Raw genomic sequence first — 15,224 nt, forward strand, 5'->3', positions numbered from 1 at the left:
GCATCAGTGATTGGCCGGCGCTTTTAGAATGTCGCCATGCAACGGACTCACAGGCCCACTTGAGCCCGGTGATCTCACTTGGATGATCAAGAGCGCCGCCATCACCGCCGGAATCGCACAGAAGAAGAAAATCTGCTGCACCGGGATATGCATCGCCAACAACAGGCTGCCGAACAGCGGCCCCAGGATCGAGCCAAACCGACCCACACCCAACGCCCACCCCGTGCCAGTGGCGCGCACGTGGGCCGGGTAGAAGTTGCTGGCGAAAGCGTTAAGCGTCAGTTGCCCGCCGATAATGCAGAACCCGGCGGCAAACACGCACGCCACCAGGTAGCGCGGATTGTCGTGATTCAAGCCCAGCAGGATCGTGCACAGCGCGGCCGCCGCCAATACCCCGGACAACAGGCGCACTTTGCTTTTCAGGCGGTCGGCGAACCAGGCCATGCCGATGGCACCAAGGGTGCCGGCAAACAGGAACATCGAGGTCACCAGGTTGGCTTGCTTGAGGGCCAGCCCACTTTCCAGCAGCAGCGACGGCAACCAACTGATCATGAAATACAACAGGATCAGGCTGACAAAAAACGTTGCCCAGATCAGCAGCGTCGGGCGCGCATAGCCGTTGCGGAACAGCTCCACTACCGTCAGTTGGCCGCCCTGCGCCTGCGGGCTGTCTGCCGCAGCCGCCAGCGGCGCTTGCCAGCCGGGCACCATGTGCGTGCTGACGTCGTGCAAACGCGCATACGGCGGCGCATCCCGCAGCAAGCGCGGCAGCGACTCCGGCAGCAACCACACGAGGAACGGGAACAGCAGCAACGGCGTCACGCCACCGGCAAGAAACACCGCCTGCCAGCCGAAGCCGTCGATAAACCCGGCGGCCACAAAACCACCCGCCGCACCGCCGAACGAAAAGCCGCACGCAGCCAACGTCACCATCAAGGTGCGCAGGCGCGGTGGCGAGTAATCCGACATCAACGCCATGGCGCTCGGCATGGCGCCGCCCATGCCGATGCCGCAGATAAAGCGTGCCGCCATCAAGCTGGTCAGTGAGTGGGCGAACACCATCAGCAGCGTGAGGCTGGCGTAGATCAGCACGCAGCCGAGCAGGATGCGGCGCACGCCAAAGCGGTCCGCCAGCGGCGTGACCAGCAGCGAGCCCAACGTCAGCCCCAGCAGGTTGGCGCTGAACACCGGGCCGAAGGCCGCTTTTTCCAGCCCCCAATCCTTGGCCAGCGCTGGCACCACGTAACCCAGGACCTGGGCGTCGTAACCATCGGTCACCAGCAACAGCGCCAGCAACAGAAGAATCAACCACTGATAGCGCGACACCGGACGGGCGTCGAGTGCCGCGCGAAAGCTGGCAATCTGATTGTGCATCGCAAGGTACCTATTATTTTTATAAGGATGACGCTGATCAAACTGTGGGAGCTGGCTTGCCTGCGATGGCGGTGCGTCAGGCAACTCATCTGGCACGGGTGCTCCGCTATCGCAGGCAAGCCAGCTGCCACATGTGTATTTAGGGGGTGTCAGGTTGATTGGCGGGGTGCGCCTGAATAAAGGCCGGATGCTGCGCGGCCAACGCCGCTACCCGGCCGATACGCGGATACGCCGCCAACGGCACCTTGAAGCGCTCCGCCGCATATAGCTGCGGAATCAGAAACGCATCCGCCATGCCTGGCTGCTCCCCAAAGCAAAACCCTATGTCGCCAATCAACTGTTCCACCGCGCCCAGGCCCTGGCTGATCCAATGGCCGATCCATTCCAGCAGTTGCGCTTCGTCATGCCCCCACTGACGCAACAGGTTCTGGGTGCTGGAGTTGTGCAACGGATGAATATCGCAGCCAATGATCGACGCCACCGCGCGTTCGTGGGCACGGGTTGCCAGGTCCTTGGAAAGCAGCGGCGCCTGTGGATAACGTTCGTCGAGGTACTCGATGATCGCCGGTGACTGGATCAACAACTCGCCGTCATCGGTGCGCAGGGCAGGCACGCGGCCCTGCGGGTTGATCGCCAGGTACTCGGGCTGGCGGTTCGCGCCACCGGCCGGCACCAGCAGGTTGACCGGCACCGCACGAAAATCCAGGCCCTTGAGCGCCAGGGCGATGCGCACCCGGTACGACGCGGTGGAGCGGTAGTAGGTATAGAGTTCCATCGCCCTGCCCTCTTAATGTGCGGCGACCACCGTGCCACGGCACTCGCCGAAGCCGATGGAGGCAAACCCTTCGCGGTTGCAGCGGGCGCGCAGGATGATTTCGTCACCGTCTTCAAGAAACTTGCGCACCTCGCCGGAAGGCAACTCGACCACCTTCTTACCGCCCTCGGTCATTTCCAGCAGGCTGCCAAACTGGCCTTCCTGCGGCCCGGACAAGGTGCCCGAACCAAACAGGTCACCGGGCTGCAATTGGCAACCGTTGACGCTGTGATGCGCCACCAACTGGGCGACGGTCCAGTACATATGCAAGCTGTTGCTCAGGGCCAGGCGCTGGGCCGGCAGGTTCTGCTCGCGCATGGCGGCGGTGGTCAGCAGCACTTCCAGTTCGATGTCCAGCGCACCCGCCGCCTGGTCGCGTTTATCCAGCAGGTACGGCAGCGGTTGCGGGTCGCCTTCAGGACGCGCCGGTTGTGCCTTGCGGAACGGCGCCAGGGCTTCGGCGGTGACGACCCACGGCGAGACGGTGGTGATGAAGCTTTTCGACAGGAATGGCCCCAGCGGCTGGTATTCCCAGGCCTGGATGTCCCGCGCCGACCAGTCGTTGAGCAGGCAGAAACCGGCGATATGCTCGGCCGCGTCGCCAATCGCAATCGAGTCGCCCATGGCATTGCCCTGGCCGATCCAGATGCCCAGCTCCAGCTCGTAGTCCAGGCGTGCGCAGGGGCCGAAGCTCGGTTCGGTCTGGCCGGCCGGCAGCGTCTGGCCTTTGGGGCGGCGCACGTCCGTACCGGACGGGCGAACGGTCGAGGCGCGACCGTGGTAGCCAATCGGCACGTACTTGTAGTTGGGCAGCAATGGGTTATCCGGACGGAACAGTTTGCCAACGTTCTGCGCGTGCTCGATGCCGACGTAGAAGTCGGTGTAATCGCTGATTTTCGCTGGCAGGTGCATCTGGCAATCGGCGGCGCGATGCAGCACCTGGGCCTCTCGCGCTTGCAGCGGGCTGCCTTCGGCGAGCAGTTCCAGCAGGCGCTCGCGCAGGGCCACGCGCGGGCCGCGACCCAGTGCGAAAAAGTCGTTCAACTGGCCACCGGCCGTGGCTTCGACGGCACGCCGGGCTTCGCCTTCGAACGCGTCGATGGCCGCGTGCAGGTCCAGGATCGCGTCGCCTATCGCCACGCCACTGCGCGGCGCCGAGCCGTTGTGGCTGAAGATGCCCAGGGGCAGGTTTTGCAATGGGAAATCGGCGTGACCGTTGGCGGAGGCTACCCAGCTGCGGGTCGTGGTGGGCTGAGTCATGGGTTATCTCCGGTTCGGGTTGAAGGTGACGGGCAGCGAGGCCCAGCACGCGTCATAAGAGGGTTGCAGTTGCGGGCAGTCCAGGGCGAATTGGGTCGGGCGCAGCACTTGGCTGGTCTCGAACATGAAGGCCATGGTGTTATCGATCTTGTGCGGCGCCAGCTCGACGTTGATCGCCTTGGTGCAGGTTTCGCCGTCCGGGCCGTGGGCGCTCATGCAGCTGTGCAGCGACGCGCCGCCGGGCAGGAAGCCTTCGGCCTTGGCGTCGTAGGCCCCCTGGATCAGGCCCATGTATTCGTTCATCAGGTTGCGATGGAACCACGGCGGCCGGAAGGTGTTCTCGGCCACCATCCAGCGCGGCGGGAAGATCACGAAGTCGAGGTTGGCCAGGCCGTGCACGCTGGTGGGCGAGGTCAACACGGTGAAGATCGACGGGTCGGGGTGATCGAAGCTGACGGTGCCGATGGTGTTGAAACGGCGCAGGTCGTATTTGTACGGCACATTGTTGCCGTGCCAGGCGACCACATTGAGCGGCGAGTGGTCGAGCTCACAGCCCCACAGTTCGCCGAGGAATTTCTGCACCAGGGTGGTCGGTTGCTGCAGGTTCTCGTAATGCGCGACCGGCGTGAGGAAGTCACGCGGGTTGGCCAGGCCATTGCTGCCGATGGGGCCGAGGTCCGGCAAGCGCAAGGGGGCGCCATGGTTCTCGGCGACGTAGCCGCGGGCTTGGGCATCCAGCAGTTCGACACGGAATTTCAGGCCGCGTGGCAGTACGGCAATCTCCAGCGGCTCAACGTCCAGCACGCCCAGCTCGGTGGCGATGCGCAGGCGGCCCTGCTCGGGGACGATCAGCAGTTCGCCATCGGCATTGAAGAACACCCGTTCCATCGAGCGGTTGGCGCAATAGTTGTAAATGCTGATGCCTGCGGGTTTTTCCGACCCGGAGTTGGCGACCATGCCGACAAGGCCGTCGATAAAGTCCGTCGGTTCAGCGGGAATATCCAACGGGTTCCAACGCAACCGGTTTGGCGTCACCGCGCCCAGCGGTCCGCCGGCGAGCTGGCGCTCCAACTTGACGAACGCCGGGTGATTGGCCGACGGCTGGATGCGGTACAGCCAGGTACGCCGGGCTTCGCTGCGCACCATGGTGAAGGCCGTACCGGAGAAGAGTTCGGTGTACAGCCCGTAGGGCGCTTTTTGCGGGGAGTTCTGGCCGACCGGCAATGCGCCGGGCAGGGCTTCGCTGGCGAATTCATTGCCGAAGCCCGAGAGGTATTCGAGGTTCATGGATCATCCTCTGTACGGAAGTTGTTTTTATCGTAATCCAGTTACGCATAACGTAATTTGATCACTATCGACCGTCAAGCTATAAAGACGCCCATTCATCTCTCGGATTCCCGCTCCCCCATGGAAAAGCCCCGCGACACAGGCAAACAGAAAGTCCGCTCGGCCGAAGTGGGCACCGACATCCTCAAGGCCCTGGCCGAACTGTCGCCGGCCACGTCGCTGTCGCGCCTGGCCGAGCATGTGCAAATGCCGGCCAGCAAGGTGCATCGTTATCTTCAGGCGTTGATCGCCTCGGGGTTTGCCGAACAGAACACCGCCACCAACCATTACGGTCTCGGTCGCGAAGCGTTGCGCGTGGGCCTGGCGGCGCTGGGCAGCATGGACGTGTTGAAAGTCGGCGCCCTGCCCCTGGCGGAACTGCGCGATGAGCTGAATGAAACCTGCTTCCTGGCGGTATGGGGCAACCAGGGCGCGACCGTGGTGCATATCGAACCGGCAGTGCGTGCGGTGACGGTGGTGACGCAATTGGGCTCGGTGTTGCCGCTGCTCAGTTCGTCCACCGGCTTGGTATTCAGCGCCTTCCTGCCCTCGCGGGAAACCGTGGAGTTGCGTGAACGGGAGATCCAGGCCGGTATCGCCCACGCCCTGGCCGACGATCAGGCCTACGCGACCACGTGCGAACAGATCCGCGCCCGTGGCCTGCACTTTGTGCATGGCTTGCTGATGCCGGGTGTGGATGCACTGTCGGCGCCGGTGTTCAACGCCGTCGGGCAAGTGGCGGCGGTGATGACGGTGGTCGGTCCCACCTCGCTGTTCCACGCCGATGAAGACGGCCCGGCGGCGCAGCACTTGCTGGCCGCGACCCGGGCCGTGAGTTGGCGCATGGGTTATCAGCCCTGAGTCACCAGTTGGCCAGGGTCAGCGCGACGCGGTTTTCCAGGGCTTTGATCTGCGCGCCACTGGCCAGGTAGTTGTTGCTGATCATCGAGAACACCAAGCGGCGCCCGTGGGCGTCGGTGATGTAGCCACCCAACGAAGAGACGCCGACCATGGAACCAGTCTTGGCGTGCAGGTTATCTGCCGCCGGGGTCTTGCGCAGGCGCCAGCGCAAGCTGCCGCCGGTCATGCGATCGCGGTTGCCGGCAATCGGCAGCGCGTTGTACCAGGCGTCGAACCAGGGCTGTTTGCTTGCGACCAGCAACAGGTCGGTGAGGGTTTGCGAAGACACCAGGTTCAGCCGCGACAGGCCCGAGCCGTCAACCTGCCTCAACATCGTCGTATCCAGCCCCTGGCGCTGCATGAAGCCCGCCACCGCCACCACGCCTGCCGACGCTGTCCCGCTATTCGACGCTTTGCGGCCCATGGCCTTGAGCAAGGCTTCGGACATATTGTTGTTCGACAGCTTGAGCAGCGGCGTAATCAATTCTTGCAACGGCGCCGACTGGTGCTCGGCCAACACGTTCGCCGTGGCCGGGCTTGCTCCGCCCATCACGCGACGGCCGAGCACGGTGATGCCCTGCTGCGCCAGCGCCTGCTCGAACAGGTTGGCGACCAATTGCGTCGGTTCCCAGACACTGAGCAGTTGCTTGCTCTGTTTACCCGGCGCCAGCGCACCGCTGAGCTGCAGCAGGTTGGTGCCGTGGCGACGGTTGATGCCATAGCTGTTGCCTGGCCCGCTGACCGCGCGATTGCTCAGTTGCAGGTAGTCGGTGGGAGGGAAGATCTCCACGCCCACCGGCTGGCCGACCCGCACCGGCGCCTTGGCCGTGACCAGCACGGTGCCTGCATCAAAATCCGCATTGGGTGACACGGTCAGCGCCGAAATCTGCGCGCCGTAGTAGGTGCTTTCGTCATCGTGGGACCAGTCGACCCCCAAGCGCTCGGCATCAAACCAGCTGTCGTCGAACACCAGGTCGCCCTGCACCTGGCGGATGCCCTGGCTGGCCAATTGCGCGGCCAGGGCCTGATAGTCGGCCCATTGCAGGGTCGGGTCGCCCAGGCCGCGCAGGTAGAGATTGCCGCCCAGGCGCTCGCCCTGCCGGGTGCCATTGCTCAACAGTTGCGTGGCAAAACGGTATTGCGGGCCCAGCACATCCATCGCCGCCGCCGTGGTCAACAACTTGAGGTTGGAGGCCGGCACCAGCCGTGTGCGTGGGTTGTGCTGATAGAGCATGTTGCCACTGCGGGCATCACGCACCGTCAGCGACACCGTGGCGCCGTGCAGCGCCGGGTCGGCCAGGAGTTGGTCGAGGGAAGTGGTTTGCGAAACGCTGGCGCAACCGCTGAGTAACAACAGAAGTGCGCTGGTGTAGATCAACTTTCCAAATGGCATCAGTAAGGTGTTTCCGCGAAAAATCAGTGCGGCCACGCTACCAGCTCGCTTCCCTTGTGGCGAGGGAGCCTGCTGCCGTCAGGTCGCGCAGCGGCCCCGGCACTTTGCTTGGAAAGACGAGGACTGCTGCGCAAAGCGCCTTTGCCACAGGGGCCAGGTTTAGAACGCCAACGTGCTGGACACCGACACCTGCCGCGCATCGCCAATCGACACAAACAGGCGGCTGGCCGCCGAGCTGTAGTAGGTGCGGTCGAACAGGTTCTTCACGTTGAGCTGGAACTTGACCTTCTGCCCGTCGATCTTGGTGTCGTAGGTGGCAAACGCGTCCGCCACGGTGTAGCCCGGCAAGGTGAAGTCGTTGGCCGCGTCACCCGCGCGCTCGCCGACGTAGCGTGCACCTGTGCCCACGCGCAACTGGTCGCCACCGAAAATGCTGCCGAAGTCGTAGGCCACCGACAGCGAGCCGGTGTGCTTGGCGACGTTTTGCAGGCGGTTGCCTTCCAGGGTCGGATCTTTGTCCTTGGTGTCCCTAGCGTCGGTATAGGCGTAGCTGCCGATCAGGCTCCATTGGTCGGTCAACTGGCCGCTGGCGTCCAGTTCCAGGCCACGGGAGCGCACCTGGCCAGCCAGGCTATAGATGGTGCTTCCCGCCACTTCCGACGACACCAGCACGTTGCGCTTGTCGATATTGAACAGCGCCGCACTGGCGGTGATGCGCCCAGGAATGTCGAGCTTGGCCCCCAGTTCCCATGACTTGGATCGCTCTGGCGTCAGGTCCCCGGTCAAGGTGCTGCCATCGGCCAGGGCGGCGATGGTGGAGTTGGGCTTGAACGACTCGGTGTAGCTGCCATAGAACGACAACTCATCGGTATAGCGATACACCAGGCCCGCACGCGGCACCCAGGCCTGGCCATTGCCGTTGGTGTTGGCCTTGAACGGCACGCCTTTGCCGGCGTACTGGTCGTACATCTGGTAGCGCGCACCGGCGACGAAGATCCACTGGTCGGTGAGGTGGATCGCGTCCTGGAAGAACAGCGAGTCGCTGCGCAGCAGGTCGGTCTGGGCGCTGTCGGCGGCGCTGACGTTAGTGCCCGCGACTTCATTGCCGTAGACCGGGTTGTAGTAGTTGAACGAGCCACGCGAGTTCTGGCGGATCAGGTCGGCGCGGTAGATCTTGCGATACTCGTCGTCCATGCCGAACACCAGGTCGTTCTGCAGGCCAAACACGTTGACCTTGCCTTCGAGGCTGGCGGTGGTGAAGCGGTCGGTGGTGATCGCGCCTTTGGTGCCGTCCATCCTGCGCGTCAGTGCGCCGTTGGTAGCCACGGCGCTGACGCGTACCTGGCTGGCGTCGTAGGTTTCGCGGTTCCAGCTGTAGCCGAAGTGGGCCTTCCAGTCGTCGTTGAGGTCGTGGTCGGCTTCAAAGCGGTACAGGTCGGAACGGCCTTCCATATTGTTGAAGGGCTCATCCAGCCGGCGGGTGGACGGAATGTCCAGCGGGTGGTTGGACTTGTCGATGGCGGTGCCGCGGTCGAACGGCGAGAGAAACTCGCGGTGCTCGTAGGCGAACAGCAACTTGGTGTTGTCGCCGTACCAGGCCAGGGACGGCGCCACCAGCGTCTCGCGGTGGGTGCCGAAGTTGCGCCAGTAGTCTTCGTCTTCATGGTCGACGATCAGCCGATAGGCCAGGCCGCTGTCGCCAATCGGGCCGGTGGTGTCGAGGCTGCCGCCGCTGCCATTCTTGCCGTCGCCGAAGGTCGAGCCGCGCACGGTCAGGGCGGTGGACTGCACCAGTTCCGGTTTTTTGCTGACGATGTTGACCACGCCGCCCGGGTCCTGGATGCCGTACAGCAACGACGCCGGGCCCTTGAGCACTTCGACGCGCTCAGCGGTGGCGTTCAGCGCCCGACCCTGCACCACGGGCATGCCGTCGCGCATGATCGAGCCGTTACGGTTATCGCCAAAACCGCGCAGCATCACCGCGTCCTGGGTGCTGGCCAGCGTGTTGGCCTGGGTGATGCCGCTGATATTGCCGAGGGCGTCATCCAGGTTGCGTGGGGTCTGGTCGCGCAGCACTTGGGCGGGCACGACGTTGACGGTTTGCGGGGTTTCCAGCAGCAGGCCGCGCGAGCGCATCACCGAGCTGGTGGGCGGCGGCTGGTAGCTGGTGCTGTCCTGGGTCTGCTGGCCGACGCCGCTGATGGTGGTGGCGCCGAGGTTGACTGCGCCTTCGGTCGGCGCGGGTTCCAGGGCCAGGGTGCGGGCGTCGATCTGGCGGAAGGTGAAACCGGAGTTGCCGAGCAGGCGTTGCAGGGCCAGGGTCGCGCTCATCTGCCCGTTGACCGCCGGGGCGCTGAGACCGTAGGGCGCTTCATCGGTGTAGATCACGCTGATCCCGGTGACCCGGCTGAAATCGCTCAAGGCCTGGGGCAGCGGCTTGGCTGCCAGGGCAAAGTTGAACTGGGCGTTTTGTTGTTCCTGCGCCTGCGCCACGGCCAGGGGCAGCAACGCCAACCCCGAGACCGCCAATACCGAGGCTCCCAGCCACTGTTTAACCCAACCGACCGCCGTCAACTTCATGCTGTGAGAACCCGTGTAGAAAACGCTGTTAATGCGAATTGATCGCAGTTTCAAGCACTACACGTATGGGCCGCCGGTTTACCTCACCTTACTTTGCAAAATATTTTGTTTATTGCGCCTGAATGCGAAAACCCATGCGCGGGAAATGCACATGCACGGTGCCAGCACGTTCGTCGCTGCGGCGCAGGATCAGTTCTTCGCGCCCGGTAAACAGCAACTCACCAGCAACCGGATCGGTGCCGTAGTCGGTGGCACTGATGCTCACCTGCTGGCCTGGGGTGAAACCGTTCAAGTCTTCGAACACTTCATCCGGCAGAGGGGCTGGCGTGGCGTTGCGGCAAACCTCCAGGGCCTGCTCGGCGCTCATCTGGTTGGAGGTGCCATGGCCGAAGCCCAACACGCGGTCCAGCCAGGCGGCAACAGGCGGGTAAGCGTCCACCAGCGGCGATGTCACCGAGGAGCCTTTGAGGAACCACAACGGGTGGGCCAGGGCGAAGTCGGCAATGGAGGGCTCGCCGAACAGGAAATCCCCGGCTTGGTGCTTCAATTGCTGATCGATGCGACTGACAATCGCCGGCCATTGGTGCAGGGCCTGGTCCAATTGCACACGTGCCGCCGTGCCGCCGCTGAACAGTTTGCCGCGGTCGGCTACCAGCACTTGGAGCATCTGGGGCGGCACCTTGGCGAACTTGACCGCCAGGGACTCAGGTTGGAACACCAGCGCCACGGCATGGGAAAACACCACCGAATCGGCCCAGGCGGCGAAGCCTTGGGTGACCAGTTCCAAGCCTTGGGGAAACAGCGCGGGGGCGGCTTTTTCCTGCTCCAGGCGGCGGGCGATCAAGGCGGTGTCACAGTAGATATCGGCGCCCACTTGCAGCACCGGAGTCTTGCGATAGCCACCGGTGAGCGCGGTGAAATCCGGCTTGGGCATGACTGGCGGGATCAGCACCGAATGCCAAGACAAGCCTTTGAAGCCCAACAACAGACGGGCTTTTTCTGCGAAGGGGGATTGGGGGTAGTGGTGAAGAATAAGCTCAGACATGCCGGACTCCGCTCCAGAAGTGAGCCGCTAGCTTAGCCTGCAAAATCCTGGTTGGGGGCGATGGGAACCCATCAGTCAAATCAATGAGCCACTGGCCGCCAGGCATTCCTTGGCACTTTTCTTCAGTTTCTTGATCAACCGTTCCTGACGCAGCGCCTCGGCCTTGCTTGCACATTGCTCGGTGTACACCAGTGCCACGGCCGGGCTGGACAGGAAAAAGCGTGCGCCCTTGCCGCTCTGGTGCATGGCAAAACGGCGCAGCGGGTCATTGCTGATGCCGCAATACAGCGAGCCGTTGGCGGCGCGCACCAGGTAGACAAACCAGGGTTTGGGTTCAGGCGTGTTCACAGATGGATTCGGCAAGGCAAAGAGGCGCCAAGCTTATCAACGACTGGCCTGGAATGCCTTCAAACCGCGCAATGCCTGGGCACGCACTGCGTTTTTCACCAACGGTGTCCAGCCCAACAACAAGCCCTTGGTGCCCAACGCCTGACGCGACCAGCGCCACAGGTCGAAGCTGTCGTGGTGTTCGCAGATCTTGCCGTCGCGAAACACAAAGCGTGCCTGGATATCGTTGACCACCGTGTTGCCGGTGGCGCTGAACAGGTAGGTCGCCACCCAATGCGCGCCGCCACTGCGTTCGTCGCTACGCACATTGTCGAAGGTCAGGGAAAAGTCCTTGGCACGGGTGGTGAGCATGCGCCACATGTCACCGGCATCGCGCCCGTGCAGTTCGCCGAAGGCCGGGTCGCTGAACACCACGTCATCGGTGTAGCAAGCGGCCATGGCTTCGGCGTCCAGGCGTTGGAATGCCGCATAGAAGTGGGTGATAAGGGCGGTGTGGGCTTCACTCATGGGCAGGCTCCTTGATTATCGGCAGGTGAGCTGCACGATAATCCGCGATGCTGGGGAAAGCCATGGGCATTCGCCAACCGAATGAGTGATGCACGGAGTGTTACAGGTAGACGATGTCCAAGGTGGCGCTGCCATCGATCAGGATTTCTTCGGCGACAGGAAGTTCCCGCTTGTCAGTGATGGTCGTTGCAACCACCACATCCGTCGTAAACATTTGCATGGGCAGTGGAACCGCACCAACCCCCGCTGCGCCCGTCAGGGAACGCATCCAGCTCGGCTGCCAGATCGTGCCGTCTGGCGCATCCATCCAGGTTTGACCATCGATGGACTCGATGACTGCGCGGGGAATATCGTCAGCGAGTGCGTTCAGCATTTTCAGTCGGTACCAGCCGATTTTCTTGTTGCCGGAGGTCAGTCCCAAGCCGTAGTTGGGCAGCCCGATGTCAGATTCTGCGGAAGTGCCTGCACGGTTGTCTGTGCCCTTGATAGCAACCAATGTCGCGGCTTCACAATTGATCGCCAATTGCAGGACCGCTTCCGGGAGCGGGGTCGGCGCGTTACCCAGGTCCTGAACCGATATTTTCCCATGGTCCACAACCCCACCCGCTGAGAGCGTTGGGGTACAGGCCGACGGAGTGATGGTCCCGGAGACGCTCAAGTCCACGCTAGACGCGGCATACACAGGGGAAATGGCAGACAGCACGATGGCCGCAGCCATTAGACTCAAAGACTGTTTCATATAAAGTTGCTCACACTAACAACCTGCATAACAGGTTAATTTGTCGGACTAGAGGATTAGTGTCATCGCCCTATATAGCAATAACACCCACCCACTCTAATCCCGACACCAAACTTCCCAAATACAAGTATTACGAATGCGGCAAACTTCCAACCTATCTGAATACAACTAACACTTGCGCGATCAAGAACGCGATCAACTCTTTGGCACCATGCCACTCTCTCGAGCATAGGCGTACAAATCCACATCGGTGGAAATGCACAGGCGTAACATCGCCGTACTTTTCTGCTTGCTGATCGTCGATATGCTGCGATTGACTTGCGCGGCAATCTGGCTGACGGTCATACCACTGGCCAACATGCGTACAACCTCACGCTCTTTGCCGGATAACTGGGGCGGCTGATCACTGCTGGCACCCGCCATATCCAATTGGGTACGCAAGCACTCGCTGACAAATGTGCGCCCATGGATCACTGCCTTCAGGGCCAACGGCAGCTCGCTCGCAGAGGCGCTCTTGGCCACAATGGCGCGGGCTCCGTGGCTGAAAGCAGCCCTGAGCGTGGCCACGTTGGCGAACATGGTCACCAGAATCACCGGCAGCGTCGGATGCTGGCGCTGTAGCAGTCCCAGCAAGCCAAAACCGTCTGCCTGTTGGTCACCGGGCATGGCAAAGTCGGTCACAATCACATCGCATGGCGTAGTCGCCATCAATGCCAGGAGCTGGTCGGGACCATTGGCTTCCCCAACGACCTTGAACACGCCGCTGGCCTCGATGACCACTTTTTGACCAACACGAACAATGGGGTGATCGTCGGCAATCATTATCCGAAACATCGTGCTATCCATGATGGCAATTTGAGTTTTTTCAAAATACCTCGACACGCTTGTTACAACAACACTTGGAAACAATCCGATTTCCGGTGCGCCCTTTATTTATACGGCGAAAACTTATGCCTACAGCATAAAAAGAATTGGAGTACAGAAACAACCTACACGACAGAAAGGAAACCTCCTTCTTATTTATGTAGGACGCTACAGATTGGCCAAGTAAGACAGATACCGTTCGATTTCTTGCTCGAACCGTTCCAGCAGGGGTTTATTGGCCGCGATACCACTGCGCCGGACCCGCTCGATCAAGCGGATTGCACGTTGCTCCAGACCGGTATCGCCTAAAAAAGCTACCCCGCCCACCAGCCGGTGCAGATGCTCGACGGTCAGCTTGACGTCCAAGGCTTCGCGCGCCTGCCCAAGCGCGGTGAGGTCATCGTGCGCTTCCTGGAGCAAGCAGAACAACAAGGGCTCCACCACCTCCCAAAAGCCAAAACTGGCAATAAGGCTGGCGCGCGTCGGCAACCAGCCATGCATACGTGCCAAATTGGCCGCATGCCTTGTTGGGTGTACACGGGACTCGGGGTCGGGCAACCAATACAGCAGCGCTTCACGCAATTGCTCAAGGGTGACGGGTTTGAGCATCCAGTCATCCATGCCGCAGTCAACGCAACGGCGCATCTGCTCGGCATCCAGGCCGGCCGTCATGGCGATCACTGGCAGACGTGCGGTTCCAGCCCGGTTCTCACGACGGCGCAGCTCCCGTGTCAGGGCATAGCCATCCATCCCAGGCATACGGCAGTCACTGATCAGCAGATGAAAAGGTCGTGCGGCCAATGCATCAAGGGCCGCTTGCCCGTCACCGACGGTTTGGTGCGCCACACCCAGCGTGCTCAAGAAAGAGCCGATCAACAAACGATAGGCCCGGTGATCGTCTGCCAGTAACACCCGCACCTTCTGCCAATGGACAGGCGGGGACACTGACGGGGGAAAGCATTGCGGACTACAGCCAGCAGTCGGATCCTGCATAGCTACCTCGTGCAAAACGATCAGCGCGTCAGCCCAGCAAGGGACGACGATTGCCGACCTGTCGGTCGACCTCACTCGATTTTTTCGCGCAAGGGCCTTTACAGCCATTCAAATGAGTGAATAGCCATTATTTAAGTGCGCAGAAAGTATCCGAGCGGGTAGATGATGGCGATACAACAACTACGACAACGCAGAATTTCCTACAGACACAAAGAGGCCTTCCAACGCGCCAGCAACACCGGCGAGCACTATCGTAATAGTTGCATTCACCCTCGCAGGCCCCACCGCTAAAGTCGCCGTCGCTCGGGCTCAAGAAGGCGCGAGGGGGCTTAAAACAACCACACTGCCACTCCCTCAGCGCACCGCCTAGAGCTCCCTGTCCCTTAAAAACGCCTAGGAGCCCCATTCAATGAAAGCTTCACTCGCCACGTTGGTGGCTGCCGTCCTGCTGGGCGGTACGTCTTGCGTACTGGCCGCCAGCAACGTGGATCTGACCGTCAAGGGAAGTATCACGCCAAGTGCCTGCGTACCCAACTTGACCCAAGGGGGCACCGTGGACTACGGGAAGATTCCCGCCAAGGACCTGTCGGTCGACACCCCTACCGAGTTCGCCCCCGCCACACTTCAACTGAGCATCGCCTGTGAGGCCCCGACTCTGTTTGCCCTGAACGCCAAGGACAACCGTTTTGGCTCGTCACTCTTCCCTAACCTCACGTGGTACTACGGCCTGGGCTACGTCAACGGTACCCAGAAGTTAGGCAGCTACTCCCTTGACTTGCTCAACCCTGTCGCGGACTCCGACGTGTTCCCGATCCACTCCTTCGATCAAGGCCAGAGCTGGTCGAAATTCGCGGGGGGCATGATGAGGCACACCTACTGGAACTCATTCAGTGATACCCCAGGTGTCGGTGGCCCTTACTTTCCCAAAGCGCTGCGCGCAGTCACGGCCGACCTGCAGATCATCACCTTCGTCGCGCCCAGCAAAGATCTGCCCTTAAGGGAAGAAGTGCCCCTGGACGGCAGCGCTTCACTGGACCTGTTGTACCTCTGACTCTCCCCCAACCGCCCACTCACAAGGACT

The 15,224-nt window shown here is 61.8% G+C and carries 14 protein-coding genes; 2 read left to right on the forward strand and 12 right to left on the reverse strand.

From position 1 onward, the window contains the following. Positions 1 to 3: 3 nt before the first annotated feature. The 4 genes from OPU96_RS21950 to hmgA form a co-directional block, all read right to left on the reverse strand. Positions 4 to 1,374 (reverse strand): MFS transporter, encoded by a 1,371-nt coding sequence (locus OPU96_RS21950; protein WP_226457429.1) that lies wholly within the window; start codon positions 1,372 to 1,374, stop codon positions 4 to 6. Positions 1,375 to 1,513: 139 nt separating this feature from the next. Then, entirely contained in the window at positions 1,514 to 2,149 is a 636-nt protein-coding gene (gene maiA, locus OPU96_RS21955; protein ID WP_498559675.1) for a maleylacetoacetate isomerase, read from the reverse strand. A 12-nt stretch (positions 2,150 to 2,161) separates the two neighbouring features. Continuing rightward, positions 2,162 to 3,448 carry a fumarylacetoacetase gene (fahA, locus tag OPU96_RS21960; RefSeq protein ID WP_226457430.1) on the reverse strand — a complete coding sequence of 429 codons (1,287 nt, stop codon included), beginning with the start codon at positions 3,446 to 3,448 and terminating at the stop codon, positions 2,162 to 2,164. A 3-nt stretch (positions 3,449 to 3,451) separates the two neighbouring features. Further along, positions 3,452 to 4,735, reverse strand: coding sequence for a homogentisate 1,2-dioxygenase (gene hmgA, locus OPU96_RS21965; RefSeq protein WP_305392111.1), 1,284 nt, complete (start codon positions 4,733 to 4,735; stop codon positions 3,452 to 3,454). Between the two features lie 120 nt (positions 4,736 to 4,855). Here hmgA and OPU96_RS21970 point away from each other — a divergent pair, with 120 nt between their 5' ends. After that, positions 4,856 to 5,635, forward strand: coding sequence for an IclR family transcriptional regulator (locus tag OPU96_RS21970; protein WP_192297498.1), 780 nt, complete (start codon positions 4,856 to 4,858; stop codon positions 5,633 to 5,635). A 1-nt stretch (position 5,636) separates the two neighbouring features. Here the strand turns inward: OPU96_RS21970 and dacB are convergent, their stop codons facing one another. From dacB to OPU96_RS22010, 8 genes are all read right to left on the reverse strand, one after another. Then, positions 5,637 to 7,067, reverse strand: coding sequence for a D-alanyl-D-alanine carboxypeptidase/D-alanyl-D-alanine endopeptidase (gene dacB, locus OPU96_RS21975; protein WP_305392110.1), 1,431 nt, complete (start codon positions 7,065 to 7,067; stop codon positions 5,637 to 5,639). Positions 7,068 to 7,226: 159 nt separating this feature from the next. Then, positions 7,227 to 9,647 carry a TonB-dependent siderophore receptor gene (locus OPU96_RS21980; protein WP_498559676.1) on the reverse strand — a complete coding sequence of 807 codons (2,421 nt, stop codon included), beginning with the start codon at positions 9,645 to 9,647 and terminating at the stop codon, positions 7,227 to 7,229. 109 nt (positions 9,648 to 9,756) lie between these two features. Further along, positions 9,757 to 10,692 carry a glutathione S-transferase family protein gene (locus OPU96_RS21985; protein ID WP_305392108.1) on the reverse strand — a complete coding sequence of 312 codons (936 nt, stop codon included), beginning with the start codon at positions 10,690 to 10,692 and terminating at the stop codon, positions 9,757 to 9,759. A 75-nt stretch (positions 10,693 to 10,767) separates the two neighbouring features. Further along, the gene (locus OPU96_RS21990; RefSeq protein ID WP_305392107.1) at positions 10,768 to 11,040 is read right to left on the reverse strand and encodes a GIY-YIG nuclease family protein; all 273 of its coding nucleotides are present in this window, start codon (positions 11,038 to 11,040) and stop codon (positions 10,768 to 10,770) included. Between the two features lie 36 nt (positions 11,041 to 11,076). Next, positions 11,077 to 11,547, reverse strand: coding sequence for a nuclear transport factor 2 family protein (locus tag OPU96_RS21995; RefSeq protein ID WP_226457436.1), 471 nt, complete (start codon positions 11,545 to 11,547; stop codon positions 11,077 to 11,079). Positions 11,548 to 11,647: 100 nt separating this feature from the next. After that, a complete protein-coding gene (locus OPU96_RS22000) occupies positions 11,648 to 12,286 on the reverse strand; it encodes a DUF1120 domain-containing protein (RefSeq protein ID WP_226457437.1) in 639 nt (212 codons plus the stop codon). A gap of 195 nt (positions 12,287 to 12,481) precedes the next feature. Beyond that, positions 12,482 to 13,120 carry a response regulator gene (locus tag OPU96_RS22005; protein ID WP_226457466.1) on the reverse strand — a complete coding sequence of 213 codons (639 nt, stop codon included), beginning with the start codon at positions 13,118 to 13,120 and terminating at the stop codon, positions 12,482 to 12,484. Positions 13,121 to 13,318: 198 nt separating this feature from the next. After that, entirely contained in the window at positions 13,319 to 14,062 is a 744-nt protein-coding gene (locus tag OPU96_RS22010) for a response regulator (protein WP_329959630.1), read from the reverse strand. 490 nt (positions 14,063 to 14,552) lie between these two features. Here OPU96_RS22010 and OPU96_RS22015 point away from each other — a divergent pair, with 490 nt between their 5' ends. Continuing rightward, entirely contained in the window at positions 14,553 to 15,194 is a 642-nt protein-coding gene (locus OPU96_RS22015; protein WP_226457438.1) for a DUF1120 domain-containing protein, read from the forward strand. Positions 15,195 to 15,224 lie beyond the last annotated feature (30 nt).

Source organism: Pseudomonas sp. RP-B7 (assembly GCF_059803535.1).